Origin of the sequence: Ornithinicoccus hortensis, from assembly GCF_006716185.1 — a bacterium.
In the GTDB taxonomy this organism is placed as follows: Bacteria; Actinomycetota; Actinomycetes; order Actinomycetales; family Dermatophilaceae; genus Ornithinicoccus; species Ornithinicoccus hortensis.
The window spans coordinates 1,055,891-1,069,451 of record NZ_VFOP01000001.1; the positions used below are offsets into that span (position 1 = coordinate 1,055,891).

Here is a 13,561-nt window from a genome sequence, read left to right on the forward strand (position 1 = left end):
AAAGGCCACCTCGGATCGACCAGGCGAAAGGGGGGAGACAAAGACCTTAGCCGATCCGAGGTGGCCTGGCTGGGGGAATTACTGCTGCTGGTCGTCCGGCCGGGCGTCCAGCGTCACGGTGACCTCGTGGCGTTCGCCGTCCCGGACGTAGCCCAGGACGACCTCGTCGCCGGTGGTGCGCTGGCGCACCTGCGCGACCAGGGCGAGGGCGCTGTCCACGCGCTCCCCGTCGATGTCGGTGATGACGTCGCCCTTCTTCAGTCCGGCGGACGCGGCGGGGGAGTCCTCCTCGACCTGGCTGATCCCGGCGGCGGCGCTGGTGCCGCTGTCCACGGTGGCCGTCGCGTCCTCGAGGCCCACGCCGAGGAAGGCGTGCTCGGCCGTCCCCTCCTCGATGAGCTGCTCGGCGATCGAGTCCGCCTCGCTCACCGGGATGGCGAAGCCGATGCCGATGCTGCCGCTCTGGCCGCCCATCGCACCGCTGGACAGGCTCGCGATGGAGGAGTTGATCCCGACCAGCGCGCCGGACGCGTCGACCAGGGCGCCGCCGGAGTTGCCGGGGTTGATCGCCGCGCTGGTCTGGATGGCGTTGGTCACGACCGGTGCGGCCTGGGCCTGCGACATCGGGTCCATCCCCTGCTCGGTCGACTGGGTGGTGACCGGGCGGTCCAGCGCGCTGACGATGCCGGTGGTCACCGTGCCGGACAGGCCGAGCGGGTTGCCGATCGCCATGACCGGCTGGCCGACGGTGAGTGCCTGGTCGTCGCCGAGGGCGATCGGGACGAGGTCGTCGGGCGGGTCCGTCAACGTGATCACGGCCAGGTCGGTGGAGGAGTCCTCGCCGGCCACCTCGGCGTCGTAGGCGCGGCCGTCGGCGAGGGTGACCCGCACCCGGTCGGCGCCGGCCACGACGTGCGCGTTGGTGACGATGTGCCCCTCGGTGTCCCACACGACGCCGGAGCCGGCGCCCTCGCTGGTCTGGGAGGAGACGCCGATGGAGACCACGCTCGGTCCCACCTTCTCGGCGATGGTGCCCCAGTCGGACTGGGTGCCCAGCGAGGCATTGGACGCCTGCGTGGTGGCCCGACCGGAGGACTCCACGACGACCGGCTGGTCATCGGCACCCGCCTGCACCACGGCATACGTGCCGCCGGAGGCAAGGCCCGCCGACAACAACCCGACGGCCAGGATGCCGCCCCAGCGGGATGCGCGTCCGCCCTGTCGCGGCGTGGTCTGCGTGCTCATGTCGTCCTCCTGTGCGCGGCTGGCAGGGCTCTGTGCGCTGCCTCGGACACCATGGAAACCCCTCCACATCGAGAAATCCTGGAAGAAATCTGGGAGTCCGCTGGGGATCTCGATCCGGAAACGATTTGGCCCGGAACCGGCCGATGCACTTGAAGCGCGCCGCGGAACTGCCTACGTTCGAACAGATCCTCAGCCCCACACGGGGCGCGCGCCCCACGGTAAGACCCGTGAGGTGGGAGCCGCGCCCCGGCAACCGAAAGGACCAGCATGAAGATCCAGGGACGCAACCGGGGAGGCGTGTTCGTCGCCTGCTTGGCGGCCGGAGCGCTCGTGCTCACCGCGTGCGGCAGCAAGGATGACGCCGGGACCGGTGGTGGCGACGGCGACGGCGGTGGTGACACCGGGAACTCCGAGGGAGCCGGCCTGCTGGAGGAACTGCAGGAGCAGGGCACGATCACCGTCGCCTTCGCCGGTGAGCAGCCCTACAGCTGGGAGGACGACAACGGCGAGCTGACCGGCGCCACGATCGCCCTGGACCGGGAGATCTACAAGGCCCTGGGCATCGACACCGTCGAGGGACAGTACGTCGACTGGAACGCCCTCATCCCCGGGCTGAACAAGGGCGAGTACGACTCCGTCTCGGCCGGTATGTCGATCCTGCCGGACCGCTGCGCGCAGGCCTCCTTCTCCAAGCCGACGCTGATGTACACCACCGGCCTGATGGTCCCCGAGGGCAACCCGATGGGGCTGACCGACCTGCAGAGCATCGTCGACGCCGACGCGCTGGTGGCCGTGCAGTCCGCCACCATCGAGCAGGGCTACCTCGAGGACGACATGGGCTACGGCAACACGATGAGCGTGGCCAGCTCCCTCGACGGCATGGAGGCCGTCGCCAGCGGCCAGGCCGACGCCTTCGCGCTGACGGCCATCTCGCTGCGCACGATGGCCGAGAACAACCCCGACCAGCCGGTCGAGGTCACCGAGGCGTTCACCGCCGAGATCGACGGTGTGCCGCAGATCAGCGCCGGTGCGACCGTCTTCCGCAACGAGGACAACGACCTGCGCGAGGCCTACAACGCCGAGCTGGAGAAGATCGTCAACGACCCGGAGCGGTTCGAGGAGATCGTCGGTGAGTTCGGCTTCTCCGACGCCGAGCGTCCCGCCGAGGGGCTCACGGTCGAGATGTTCTGCGATGGCAGCGACGAGAGCCTCACCGAGGCCAACGACATCCAGAACGCCAAGGGAAGTGGGGAAGACTCCGACTCCGGTGACGACGCCGGGGCGACCAGCGAGGACTGAGGACCACTCGCGTGGGTGACTTCTTCTCCGATGTTGGCACGACGCTGCCGAGGTTGATCGAGAACGGTCTCCAGACCACTCTCTACGCCTTCCTCGGCGGCGCCGTGCTGATGATGATCGTCGCGGTGGTCCTCGGTGTGACGCTGCACCAGGGACCCCGCTGGGCACAGGTGATCTCGCGGATCATCGTCGAGGTCTTCCGCGGGACCAGCCTGGTGGTCCAGTTGTTCTTCCTCTTCTACGTGATCCCCACGGTGGCCAGGGACATGGGCTACGACTTCGACCTGGGCGGCATGTGGAGCGCCATCATCGGTCTCGGGCTCAACTACGGCGCCTACGGTGCCGAGGTGGTCCGGGGGTCGTTGAACGCGGTGCCCAAGGGCCAGTGGGAGACCACGACGGCGTTGTCGATGCCGTGGTTCACCAAGTTCCGCCGGGTCATCTGGCCGCAGGCGTGGGCGCTGATGCTCCCCGGCTTCAACAACCTCGCCGTGATGCTCGTCAAGGGCACCGCCGCGGTGAGCCTGGTGCTGTTGCACGACGTGACCTTCGACGCCTCGATCGCTCGGCGTAGCGTCGGCACCTGGGTCTCCTTCGGCAGCGCCATGCTGATCTACCTGGTCATCGCGCTCATCGTGTCCTCGGTCTTCCGGTGGATGGAGCGCCGGGCCCAGCAACGGTTGGGCTTCAAGGTGAGCCGGCGGGATGCGGACGCTGCGGTCGCAGAGGCGGTCGCCTGATGGTTCTCTTCGATCCCGAGCTGTTCATGGAGGCCCTCCCGATCCTGCTGGAGGCCTTCCTCAAGGTGACCTTGGTCGCGACGGTGCTCGGCTCACTGATCGCCGTCGTGCTGGGTCTGGTCTGGGCCATCGGTGTCCGCCAGCTGCCGAAGGTGCTGGGGTACCCGTTGAAATGGGCGTTGGACGTGATCCGGATGACGCCGCTGCCGGTGCAGTTGCTGTTCGCCCTCGGCATCGTGGTGGGATTCGCCCCGCGCTTCGACCGCCTCACCATCGGCATCGTCGTCCTCGGCGTGCACTACTCGACCTACATGGCCGAGTCCTACCGGGGCGGCATCGAGTCGATCCGGCAGGGACAGTGGGAGGCCGCCACCGCGTTGAGCCTGCCCCAGTCGCGCACTTGGCGGGCGGTCATCCTGCCGCAGGCGATCCGCAACACCCTGCCCTCCCTGGGCAACTGGATGATCGCCATGTTCAAGGACACGCCGTTCTTGATCTTCATCTCAGTGCCGGAGATGGTCACCGAGGCCCAGGAGTTCGGTGGAAAGCACTTCACCTACATCGAGGCGTTCACGGTCGCCGGCCTGATCTTCCTCGCGGCCAGTTATCCGACGGCGCTCCTGATGAAGAAACTGGAGAAGAAACTTGCCTACTGACAACCAGCCGACCCCGGACGGGGCTACGACAACCCCCCGGATCGAGTTCAAGAACGTGGTGAAGAAGTTCGGTGACCTCACGGTGCTGAACAACCTCAACCTGACCGTGGGTCACGGGGAGCGGGTCACCCTCATCGGCCCCAGCGGCTCCGGCAAGACGACCATCCTCCGGTTGCTGATGACGCTGGAAGACCTCACCGACGGGTATATCTTCGTCGACGGCGCCCCGCTCACCCACGCCGAGCGAGGTGGGAAGCGGGTGGCGCTGAAGCCCAAGGAGGTCAGCAAGACCCGGCGGCGGATCGGCATGGTCTTCCAGCAGTTCAACCTGTTCCCCAACATGTCGGTGATCGAGAACATCATCGAGGCGCCGGTGCACGTGCTCGGCAAGAAGCCGGAGGAGGCCCGGGTCGAGGCCAAGGGCCTGCTGGAGAAGGTCGGGTTGGCCGCCAAGGCCGACGCGCACCCCATGCAGTTGTCCGGTGGGCAGCAGCAACGGGTGGCGATCGCCCGGGCACTGGCCATGCACCCCGAGATCATCTGCCTCGACGAGGTCACCTCGGCGCTGGACCCCGAGCTGGTCGGTGACGTGCTGAACACGCTGCGCGACCTGGCCCAGGAGACCGACATCACGATGCTCATCGTGACCCACGAGATGCAGTTCGCCCGGGACGTGTCCAACCGGGTCATGATGTTCGACGGCGGCCAGATCGTGGAGGAGGGGTCCCCGGACAAGATCTTCACCGACCCCGACCACAACCGCACCAAGAAGTTCCTGGAGGCCGTCCTCTGAGGACGGCGGGACGACCCGCGGACAGCCCCCCGGTCAGGAGGCGTCGGCCGGTTCGGTGGTGAGGTGCAGCGGCAGCTCGACACGGAACGTGGCGCCCCCGCCGGGGGTCTGCAGGTGGCGGACCGTCCCGCCGTGCCGGGCCACGATGGCCGCGACGATGGCCAGCCCCAGGCCGGTGCCGCCGCTGGACCGGTTGCGCGAGGGATCCGCGCGGTAGAACCGCTCGAACACCCGGTCGGCGACGTCCGGCGGGATGCCCGGCCCGTGGTCCCGGATCTCCACCACGGCGCGTCCCCCTGAGCTCCCGAGGGCCACCTCCAGCGGGGTCCGGTCCGGGGTGTGCTCCAGGGCGTTGGCCACCAGGTTGGTGAAGACCTGCCGCAACCCGTGGTCGTCGCCCATGGTGTGGACCCCGGAGAGGCCCTCCGCGGCGGGGTCCAACGGCACCAGCCGGATGTCCCGGTCGTCCCGGCGCACCCGGGCGTCCTGGACGGTGTCGGCGGCGAGCACGGTGAGGTCGACGTCCCGCGGCTGCGTGGCCGGTTGGCTGTCGAGCCTGGTCAGCAGCAGCAGGTCCTCCACCAACCGGGCCATCCGGCCGGCCTCGTTCTCGATCCGGCTCATCGCCCCGGCCACGTCCTCGGGCTCGCGCACGCCCCCCACGCGGTACAGCTCGGCATACCCCTTCACCGTGGCCAACGGGGTCCGCAGCTCGTGCGAGGCGTCCGCCACGAACTGCCGCATCCGCTGCTCCGAGGCCTCCCGCACCGCGAAAGAGTGCTCGATGCGCGCCAGCATCCTGTTCAGCGAGTCCGACAACGAAGCCACCTCGTCGTGGGCGGCCCGCGGCGGGATCCGGCTGGTGAGGTCCCCGGCGGCGATCGCCCGGGCGGTGTCCTCGATCCGGCCGAGCGGACGGAACGAGCGGCGCACCGCGAACCAGCCGAGCAGGGCGACGGCCGCGAGCGTGCAGAAGCCGACGATGCTGCTGAGGAGGACCAGTTGTCGCACGGTGCTCTGCACGGGGGCGAGCGGGACCGCGACGGCGACGGTCAGCTGGCCGCTGCGGTGCCGGTCGGCCAGCACCCGCCACTGCCCGTCGGACCCCTCGCCCCGCACCGTGAAATAGAACGGTCCCTCGGCGAACCGCGGGTCGTCCCAGGCCACGGCGCTCAGGTCGGGACGGATCTCCTGGCTGCGCGGCGCCCAGGCGATGGCCTGGTTCGTCTCGCGGTGCGTAATCACCAGGTAGAACGGGGTCGAGGGCAGGTAGTCCTCGCCGGGGTCCGGCTGGTTCATCAGCTGGGCCACCGCGCTGTCGGCCAACGGGTCCAGGTAGGAGCGCAGGTCCGAGTCCGTGCGGTCGGTCAGGTAGTCGCGCAGCAGGTATGCCGTGAGCGTGGTCGTGACGAGGAACGCGGTGAGGGTGAGCAGCACGACCACCGAGACGAGGCGTGCGGTCAGCGACAGGTTGTGCAGCCGGGTATAGACCCGGTGGCGGGCTCCGGCCAGGGGGGTCACGCGTTCTCGCGGGGCTCTCGCAGCACGTAGCCGACGCCGCGCTTGGTGTGGATCAGGGGCGGGCCGTCCACGTCGACCTTGCGCCGCAGGTAGGAGATGTAGGACTCCACGATGCCCATCTCACCACGGAAGTCGTAGTCCCACACGTGGTCCAGGATCTGCGACTTGGACAGCACCCGCCCGCGGTTGAGCATCAGGTAGCGCAACAGCTTGAACTCGGTGGGCGAGACCTCGATGACCTTGCCGTTGCGGCGCACCTCGTGGCTGTCCTCGTCGAGCTCCAGGTCGGCCACCCGCAGGGCGGTGTCGTCCTCGTCCTCGACGGCGGTCGTGCGACGCAGGACCGCACGGATCCGGGCGACCACCTCCTCCAGGCTGAACGGCTTGGTGACGTAGTCGTCGCCCCCGACGGTGAGCCCCTTGACCTTGTCGTCCAGGGAGTCCCGGGCGGTGAGGAAGACGATGGGCACCTGGCGTCCGGCCTCGCGCAGCCGGCGGGTGACGGTGAAACCGTCCATGTCCGGCAACATCACGTCCATCACGGCGAGGTCGATGTCGTGCTCGGAGGCCATCTTCAGGGCGGTGTTCCCGTCGGCGGCAGCGTGCACCTGGAACCCGGCGAACTTCAGGCTGGTGGCCAGGAGCTCACGAATGTTCGTCTCGTCCTCGACCACGAGCAGGGTCGCTTCAGGTGTACTCATGACTCCCAGTGTCCGGCCTTTGTCTGGGAGTTGTCTGGGAGCCACCTGACCGAGCCGGGTTATCGGGCACCCGAGAAGGCCGACAACTCCTGGGCGAGGACGTCGGCGAGGGACTGCGAGTAGCTGACGGTGATGTGGTCGTCGTCGCTGTAGACGACCACGTTGCCGATCACGGCCGGGCACTCGGTGTCGTCACAAAAGTAGGTGCTGAGATCGGCGAATGTCAGGTTGGCTGGTGCGGGGTCGAGTTGCGTGGTGGGGTCCACGGCCGCCAGGGTGCTCTCCCGGGCGATGGTGCACTCCGCGGACAGCGCCCCGTGCTCGGCCATGCAGTCCACCCGGTTGAACGGTGAACGGGGGTTGTCCCGGATGGCCAGGACCGGGATGTCGTGGTCGGCAAGTTCTTGCCACACGGGCAGATACATCTCGGGCACCTCCTCCGGGTCCTCGTGGTGGGTGACCGTCGAGGTCATCAGGACGAGGTCGGGGTCCAGCTCGACCAGGAGTGGGAGGGCGTCCTGATTCCAGGTGGCGCACGTGGTGAGCGAGGGGTGGTCCTCGCCTTCTGGGAGTTGGTAGCCCACGCGACAGCCGTTCTTGAGCAGGGTGTGCACCCGCCAGCCCTCGGCCTGGGCGGCCAGGTCCAAACCGGGGAGCCAGTGGGCGGAGTGGCTGCCGCCGATCAGGACCACCGTCCGCTCGGCGTCGACGTCGCCGTAGTCGCACTCCACCACGCCGCTCTCGTGGAGAGAGGTCTGGCAGTTGTCCTTGGCGACCGACGGGACGTCGTCGGAGGCGGCGAGGACACCGGGGACCGGGTCGTCGGTGTTGCCCAGGGACAGGTCGGTCCCGTCGGTCTGGTCGACCAGCGGCGCACCCACTACCCCGGATGCGACGGTGCGCTGCACCCCGCGGTTGGCCCCGGCGAGCGCGGCCCCGGCGACGAGTGCCACCAGGGCCGCCGACGCACCGAGGACCATCCACGAGGACCGGGGGAGCGCGAACGAGCGCACCGGCTGCTCGACCAGTCGGGTGCTCAGCTCGGCCAGCCCGACGGAGGCGGCAATCAGCACGGCCCCTTCCACCACTCCCACTGCGATGACGTCGCGCCAGTGCAGGTAGAAGACGAAGACCGGCCAGTGCCAGAGGTAGATGCCGTAGGAGATCCGGCCGAGGCGCACCATCGGCCGGCGGGACAGGAGACCCGCGGCCGACCAGCGCTGGCCGGAGTTGCCGGTCGCCAGGATGAACACGGCGCCCAGGACCGGCCACAGGGCGACCCATCCGGGGAACGCCTCGCTGACCGACAGCGCCACGCCGCAACTGACGATGAGGACCAGGCCGACCCAGCCCAGCGCCACGCTGAGCACACCCGAGGGAGCGGTCATCCGGCGCAGCACCAGGGCGACGAGGCCGCCGGCCGCGAACTCCCAGAGCCGCGTGCCGGTGTGGAAGTAGGCGATCGGCTGGTCGAGGCGGGTGAGGACGACCGAGTAGGTGAAGGACGCGAGGAAGGCCGCACCCAACACCCAGCCGAACCAGATATCCAAGGCGCGGCGGCCGCGGGTGGCGAAGGCGAGGACCGCGAGGGCGGCCAGGACCAGGTAGAACTGGCCCTGGATGGACATCGCCCAGAAGTGCTGGACCGGGCTGACCGCCCCGTCCCGCTGGAGGTAGTCGACCGAACGCTCGATGAGCTGCCAGTTCTCGTAGTACAGGGCCGAGGCGCCGATGTCGGAGAATACCGAGCGCCACAGCGTCGCCGGCAGGAGCAGCACCGTCGCGGTGGCGACGACCACGAGCACCACGAGTGCCTGGGGCAGCAACCTGCTGGCCAACCGGCTCAGGTAGCGGCCCAGGTGGAGGTAGCCCTGCCGTTCGTAGTGCCCCAGGATGGTCAGCACCATCATGAAGCCGGCGATCACGAAGAAGACATCGACGCCGCCGGAGACCCGGCCGAGCCACACGTGGTAGACCGCCACCAACAACGCCGCCACGGTGCGCAGACCCTCGATCTCGGGACGAAAGCGCACGCTTCCCGGGACGGCGGGGGTGACGATCGGGGCGAGCGGGCGATCCGCCCGGGCGGGTTGGGACGTGCTCGGCCTCGCGCTGAGGTCGGTGGACACGGATCTCCTCCAGGGCAACGCGGGGCAGGTCGGCCCCACGAAAGTACCCAGCCTGGTGCGAACTACCTAGCTTGGCGCGGGCGCGTCCAAAGACCCGAGGTCATCCGCGTCGACGATGCGGTAGGCGTAGCCTTGCTCGGCCAGGAACCGCTGCCGGTGCGCGGCGAACTCCGCGTCGACGGTGTCCCGCGCGACGATCGTGTAGAAGTGGGCGGTCCGGCCGTCGCCCTTGGGCCGCAGCACCCGGCCGAGGCGCTGGGCCTCCTCCTGGCGCGACCCGAACGTGCCGGAAACCTGGATCGCCACGGACGCCTCCGGCAGGTCGATCGAGAAGTTGGCGACCTTGCTCACCACGAGCAGGTCGATCTCGCCCTCCCGGAACTGCCGGAACAGCTTCTGCCGGGTCGCGACCCCCGTCTCGCCGGTGATCAACGGGGCGTCCAGGCGCCCGGCGAGGGTCTCCAGCTGGTCCAGGTACTGCCCGATGACCAGCGTCGGCTCGCCCCGGTGCCGGGCCACGAGCTGGTCGACGACGGGGTCCTTGGCCTCCGCGCACGAGGCGAACCGGTAGCGCTCCTCCGGCTCGGCCACGGCATACGCCATCCGCATCGACTCGGACAGGCCGACCCGCACCTCGACGCAGTCGGCAGGAGCGATATAGCCCTGGGCCTCGATGTCCTTCCACGGGGCGTCGTACCGCTTGGGGCCGATCAGCGAGAACACGTCGGACTCCCGACCGTCCTCGCGCACCAGGGTCGCGGTCAGGCCGAGGCGGCGGCGGGCCTGGAGGTCGGCGGTCATCCGGAAGATGGGGGCCGGGAGCAGGTGGACCTCGTCGTAGACGATGAGGCCCCAGTCCCGCGCGTCGAGCAGGTCCAGGTGCGGGTAGTTGCCCTTCCGGCGCAGCGTGAGGACCTGGTAGGTGGCGATGGTGACCGGGCGGATCTCCTTGCGGGCCCCGGAGTACTCCCCGATCTCGTCCTCGGTGAGGGAGGTGCGGGCCAGCAGCTCGTCACGCCACTGCCGGGCGGCGACGGTGTTGGTCACCAGGATCAGCGTGGTCGTCCCCGACTTGGCCATCGCGCCGGCGCCGACCAGAGTCTTGCCGGCTCCGCAGGGCAGCACCACGACACCGGAGCCACCGTCCCAGAACCCGTTGACCGCCTGCTGCTGGTAGGGCCGCAGCGACCAGCCGTCCTCCGCCAGGTCGATCCGGTGCTGTTCGCCGTCGACGTAGCCGGCCAGGTCCTCGGCGGGCCACCCCACCTTGAGCAGCTCCTGCTTGAGGCGGCCACGCTCGGAGGGGTGGACCTCGACGGTGTCCTCGTCGACGGTCTGGCCGATCATCGGCTTGATCTTCTTGTGCCGCAGCACCTCGGCGAGCACCGGACGGTCCGTGGTGCGCAGCAGCAGCCGGGGCTCGTCACCGGACTCGTCGCGGAGCAGGGTCAACCGGCCGTAGCGGGCCATCGTGTCCGCGACGTCGAGGAGCAGGGCGTTGGGGACCGGGTACCGGCTGTGGGTCACCAGGGCGTCCACGACTTGCTCGGCGTCGTGCCCCGCGGCCCGGGCGTTCCACAGGCCCAACGGGGTCACCCGGTAGGTGTGCACGTGCTCCGGGGCACGCTCCAGCTCGGCGAACGGTGCGATCGCTCGCCGGGCGGTCTCCGCGTCGGGGTGGTCGACCTCCAGCAGGAGGGTCTTGTCGCTCTGCACGATCAGGGGTCCGGTCATCGGCTGTGCAACGTCGGTCCGCACCGTCGTTGTTCCCGCGGTGACGGCCGCCGTGGTCTCCGTCGTGGTGTCCCTGTGTGCGAGGCCGGTGCGAGGATGGGGGTATGACGCGCACGTTGCCGATGGTCGAGCCGGATCCGGACCTGCCCGAGAGCGTGACCATCTACGAGGTCGGCCCACGGGACGGGCTGCAGAACGAGAAGTCCGTGGTCCCCGTCGAGGTGAAGGCCGAGTTCGTCCGCCGGCTCCTCGCGGCTGGCCTGCAGACCGTCGAGCTGACCTCCTTCGTGCCGGCGAAGTGGGTGCCCCAGCTGGGCGACGCGGAGGAGCTGATCGACCTGCTCGGGTCGGCCGGCACGGGCCGGCAGCGCCCCGTGCTCGTGCCCAACGAACGCGGCCTGGACCGGGCCCTGGAGAAGGGGGTCTCCTCGATCGCCATCTTCGGCAGCGCCACCGAGTCCTTCGCCCAGGCCAACCTGAACCGGTCGGTCGCCGAGTCGGTGCAGATGTTCGCCCCCGTGGTGGCCCGGGCGCTGGACGCCGGCGCCTGGGTGCGGGCCTACGTCTCGATGTGCTTCGGCGACCCGTGGGAGGGGCCGGTGCCGGTCGACCAGGTGGTGGACTCCTGCTCCCGGTTGATGGACCTCGGCTGTGACCAGCTCAGCATCGGCGACACCATCGGGGTAGCCACCCCCGGTCACGTGCAACGGCTCCTCGACGGGCTGGACGGGGCCGGGATCGGGGTGGACCAGATCGGGGTGCACTTCCACGACACCTACGGCCAGGCGCTGTCCAACACGCTGACCGCGCTGTCCCGCGGGGTCAGCGTGGTCGACGCCAGCACCGGGGGCCTGGGCGGCTGCCCCTACGCCAAGTCCGCCACCGGCAACCTGGCCACCGAGGACCTGGTCTGGGCGCTGGACGGTCTCGGGGTGGAGCACGGCACCGACCTGGACATGCTCGTGGAGACGAGCGTCTGGATGGCCGGTCAACTCGGCCGCCCCTCGCCGTCGCGGGTCGTCAAGGCGCTCAGCGGGACCTGATGGCAGGGCACTGACCGGCGGCCCTTACTGGGTCATCGTCCAGCCGCTGCGATGCGCTGGACGATCTCGTTGGCCCATTCGACGGCCTCGTCGACGGTCGGCAGGACGTCGAGCCCGTCGGCGGCCTCGGCATAGAGCGTGTCCCAGCCTGCACCGGGCACGATGGTCGGTGGCCAAGCCTGCTGACGACGGTAGTCGAACAGACGGATACAGGTCGTCGCCACCTGCGCGAGGTCGAGGTTCTCTTCCCTGTCGAGGAGTTGGAGGTCGACGAGATCGCGCGTACGTTCGCTCCTCTCGCCCGAGGCGGCGTGGAGCTTCTGCGCAATCTGATGATCCGATCGCATGACGGGCACTGGCTGGGGTGCTTCCAAGCCGATCTGGGTGAAGAGTCCCGCGAGGTCGGCGGCCAGCTGATACTCGGGCTCGTCGGCATCGCCGATCTCGTTGTGTCCCAGCTCGAACTTCACGGTGCACCACGGGCGCCCCCGGTAGTTGAGCTTCACCTCGAACGGTTGCATGACATGGGCCGTAGGTGCCGCCGGCGGTCGGGGTGGGGCCTTCTCGACCAGTCTCCCAGTGAACCCCGCCCACCCGGCTGACAGGGAGTCCTAGAAGTCGCTGCGGAATCTTGCAAGTGGTCTGACTCGCGCAGCATCGAGGTCTTGAGTGAAGCGAGTGGCCCGTCCGTAGCGCAGCGCCATCGCGCTCCCACCCTTGATCGCTCCTTCGGGCAACATCTGGCTGACCACGACCAGTGCCATCCCGACCCGCCGCCGCAGGGCGAGCCCTTCGCTGCCCTCCAGGTGGCGTATGCGCTGCTCCAGCGAACGCACGCTGGTCGGTGTGCCGGAGTAACTCACGACTGAAGTCCCTCCTGCACGCGCTGCCACTCGGCCGTGGTCAACAGCCCCTCCCTGCGAGCCTGCTTCGCCGCATCCAGAAGACGCTCGGTCTCGATGCGAGCGCGACACTCAAGAATGGCGTCGGCCACCGGTTGCGCTGCGAGTCCCTCGTAGAACGTCGTCCCTACGTCTTCCTTGACCTGGGTCAACTCGACGTACGGAGGTAGCTTTGGACGAGCGCGACGGCGAACGGCAACCTTGATCCTGCGCGGGTTCACGTCGGCCAGGCCCAACAGGGCAAGAACCGCCTCCCCGTGCAAGTACGCGCCTTCTCCCGCGCGCAAGAGTGCTTCGGCAAACTGGTCGTAGATGGTTGGCGGGATGTCCGGCACGCGATAGAGCCCGTAGGCGACGTTCACCAGGCCGCCACGTGCGGCAAGCTTCGGCAACTCGATCGCGGGTACCCCAGCCTCGGATGCCGCCCTCGTCGTTACGTAACCGTAGTGATCGAGCGCGATCTCGCGCACGATTTCCCGATATGTCCCGCCGGGCGCCATGTCACAACTATACCGAAAAGCGGTAGTGTTGTGACGGACGGTTCAGTCCTGGGGCTCCTCGGTGGGGTCGTCGTCACCCTCCGGGCGAGGGGAAACGCGCCTTCTCTGGAGGTAGCGCGCGGTCGGCGACCACGTCGATGGTGACCAGCCCGCCGTCCAGGTCCACCTCACCCTTCCCGTGCGGGTCGTCCGCGGGTGTGGGTGCCGGAGCCACCTTGTCGTGCTGCTCCTTGATGTCCTGCTGCGCCCGGTGACCGGCCGGGTTGAAGATCTCGTCGAAGACGCCGAAGCCCATGGG

The 13,561-nt window shown here is 69.1% G+C and carries 14 protein-coding genes; 5 read left to right on the plus strand and 9 right to left on the minus strand.

All coding sequences use genetic code 11. From position 1 onward, the window contains the following. Nucleotides 1–78 precede the first annotated feature (78 nt). A complete protein-coding gene (locus FB467_RS04860; RefSeq protein ID WP_228393276.1) occupies nucleotides 79–1,245 on the minus strand; it encodes a S1C family serine protease in 1,167 nt (388 codons plus the stop codon). Nucleotides 1,246–1,512: 267 nt separating this feature from the next. Here FB467_RS04860 and FB467_RS04865 point away from each other — a divergent pair, with 267 nt between their 5' ends. Genes FB467_RS04865 through ehuA form a run of 4 tightly spaced genes read left to right on the plus strand, consistent with a single transcriptional unit; the run spans nucleotide 1,513 to nucleotide 4,733 of the window. Beyond that, nucleotides 1,513–2,544, plus strand: a complete 1,032-nt coding sequence (locus tag FB467_RS04865; protein WP_141784094.1) for a transporter substrate-binding domain-containing protein — start codon at nucleotides 1,513–1,515, stop codon at nucleotides 2,542–2,544. An 11-nt stretch (nucleotides 2,545–2,555) separates the two neighbouring features. Beyond that, a complete protein-coding gene (locus FB467_RS04870; protein WP_228393277.1) occupies nucleotides 2,556–3,284 on the plus strand; it encodes an amino acid ABC transporter permease in 729 nt (242 codons plus the stop codon). Next, on the plus strand, nucleotides 3,284–3,940 hold the full coding sequence (locus FB467_RS04875) for an amino acid ABC transporter permease (RefSeq protein WP_141784095.1): 657 nt from the start codon (nucleotides 3,284–3,286) through the stop codon (nucleotides 3,938–3,940). Before FB467_RS04870 ends, FB467_RS04875 begins: the two co-directional genes overlap by 1 nt. Then, nucleotides 3,930–4,733: an ectoine/hydroxyectoine ABC transporter ATP-binding protein EhuA gene (gene ehuA / locus FB467_RS04880; protein ID WP_280525427.1), complete on the plus strand. Its 804-nt coding sequence runs from the start codon at nucleotides 3,930–3,932 to the stop codon at nucleotides 4,731–4,733. The genes FB467_RS04875 and ehuA overlap by 11 nt, the downstream gene beginning before the upstream one ends. Before the next feature lie 33 nt (nucleotides 4,734–4,766). Here ehuA and FB467_RS04885 read toward each other — a convergent pair whose 3' ends face one another. From FB467_RS04885 to FB467_RS04900, 4 genes are all read right to left on the minus strand, one after another. Continuing rightward, nucleotides 4,767–6,254, minus strand: a complete 1,488-nt coding sequence (locus FB467_RS04885) for a sensor histidine kinase (protein ID WP_141784096.1) — start codon at nucleotides 6,252–6,254, stop codon at nucleotides 4,767–4,769. Next, nucleotides 6,251–6,955: a response regulator transcription factor gene (locus FB467_RS04890; RefSeq protein WP_141784097.1), complete on the minus strand. Its 705-nt coding sequence runs from the start codon at nucleotides 6,953–6,955 to the stop codon at nucleotides 6,251–6,253. The genes FB467_RS04885 and FB467_RS04890 overlap by 4 nt, the downstream gene beginning before the upstream one ends. A gap of 59 nt (nucleotides 6,956–7,014) precedes the next feature. After that, nucleotides 7,015–9,084, minus strand: coding sequence for an acyltransferase family protein (locus tag FB467_RS04895; protein ID WP_170230567.1), 2,070 nt, complete (start codon nucleotides 9,082–9,084; stop codon nucleotides 7,015–7,017). Nucleotides 9,085–9,150: 66 nt separating this feature from the next. Further along, nucleotides 9,151–10,818, minus strand: coding sequence for a DNA repair helicase XPB (locus FB467_RS04900; protein ID WP_141784099.1), 1,668 nt, complete (start codon nucleotides 10,816–10,818; stop codon nucleotides 9,151–9,153). A gap of 104 nt (nucleotides 10,819–10,922) precedes the next feature. On the opposite strand from FB467_RS04900, the gene FB467_RS04905 reads away from it, so the two are divergent. Then, the gene (locus FB467_RS04905) at nucleotides 10,923–11,861 is read left to right on the plus strand and encodes a hydroxymethylglutaryl-CoA lyase (RefSeq protein WP_141784100.1); all 939 of its coding nucleotides are present in this window, start codon (nucleotides 10,923–10,925) and stop codon (nucleotides 11,859–11,861) included. 32 nt (nucleotides 11,862–11,893) lie between these two features. Here FB467_RS04905 and FB467_RS04910 read toward each other — a convergent pair whose 3' ends face one another. The 4 genes from FB467_RS04910 to FB467_RS04920 all read right to left on the minus strand — a co-directional run bounded on the left by FB467_RS04910 (nucleotide 11,894) and on the right by FB467_RS04920 (nucleotide 13,558). After that, nucleotides 11,894–12,382 carry a nucleotidyl transferase AbiEii/AbiGii toxin family protein gene (locus FB467_RS04910; RefSeq protein WP_211350555.1) on the minus strand — a complete coding sequence of 163 codons (489 nt, stop codon included), beginning with the start codon at nucleotides 12,380–12,382 and terminating at the stop codon, nucleotides 11,894–11,896. A 90-nt stretch (nucleotides 12,383–12,472) separates the two neighbouring features. After that, entirely contained in the window at nucleotides 12,473–12,724 is a 252-nt protein-coding gene (locus FB467_RS18705) for a hypothetical protein (protein WP_211350556.1), read from the minus strand. Then, entirely contained in the window at nucleotides 12,721–13,263 is a 543-nt protein-coding gene (locus FB467_RS04915; protein WP_141784101.1) for a hypothetical protein, read from the minus strand. Before FB467_RS04915 ends, FB467_RS18705 begins: the two co-directional genes overlap by 4 nt. A 73-nt stretch (nucleotides 13,264–13,336) precedes the next feature. Then, nucleotides 13,337–13,558: a hypothetical protein gene (locus FB467_RS04920; protein WP_141784102.1), complete on the minus strand. Its 222-nt coding sequence runs from the start codon at nucleotides 13,556–13,558 to the stop codon at nucleotides 13,337–13,339. Nucleotides 13,559–13,561: the final 3 nt, after the last annotated feature.

Bases quoted from the DNA above. Each gene is read 5' to 3' on its own strand.
- FB467_RS04860 (WP_228393276.1), bottom strand. From the start codon at position 1,245: ATGAGCACGCAGACCACGCCGCGACAGGGCGGACGCGCATCCCGCTGG.
- FB467_RS04865 (WP_141784094.1), top strand. From the start codon at position 1,513: ATGAAGATCCAGGGACGCAACCGGGGAGGCGTGTTCGTCGCCTGCTTG.
- FB467_RS04875 (WP_141784095.1), top strand. From the start codon at position 3,284: ATGGTTCTCTTCGATCCCGAGCTGTTCATGGAGGCCCTCCCGATCCTG.
- FB467_RS04890 (WP_141784097.1), bottom strand. From the start codon at position 6,955: ATGAGTACACCTGAAGCGACCCTGCTCGTGGTCGAGGACGAGACGAAC.
- FB467_RS04900 (WP_141784099.1), bottom strand. From the start codon at position 10,818: ATGACCGGACCCCTGATCGTGCAGAGCGACAAGACCCTCCTGCTGGAG.
- FB467_RS04905 (WP_141784100.1), top strand. From the start codon at position 10,923: ATGACGCGCACGTTGCCGATGGTCGAGCCGGATCCGGACCTGCCCGAG.
- FB467_RS04910 (WP_211350555.1), bottom strand. From the start codon at position 12,382: ATGCAACCGTTCGAGGTGAAGCTCAACTACCGGGGGCGCCCGTGGTGC.
- FB467_RS04915 (WP_141784101.1), bottom strand. From the start codon at position 13,263: ATGGCGCCCGGCGGGACATATCGGGAAATCGTGCGCGAGATCGCGCTC.
- FB467_RS04920 (WP_141784102.1), bottom strand. From the start codon at position 13,558: ATGGGCTTCGGCGTCTTCGACGAGATCTTCAACCCGGCCGGTCACCGG.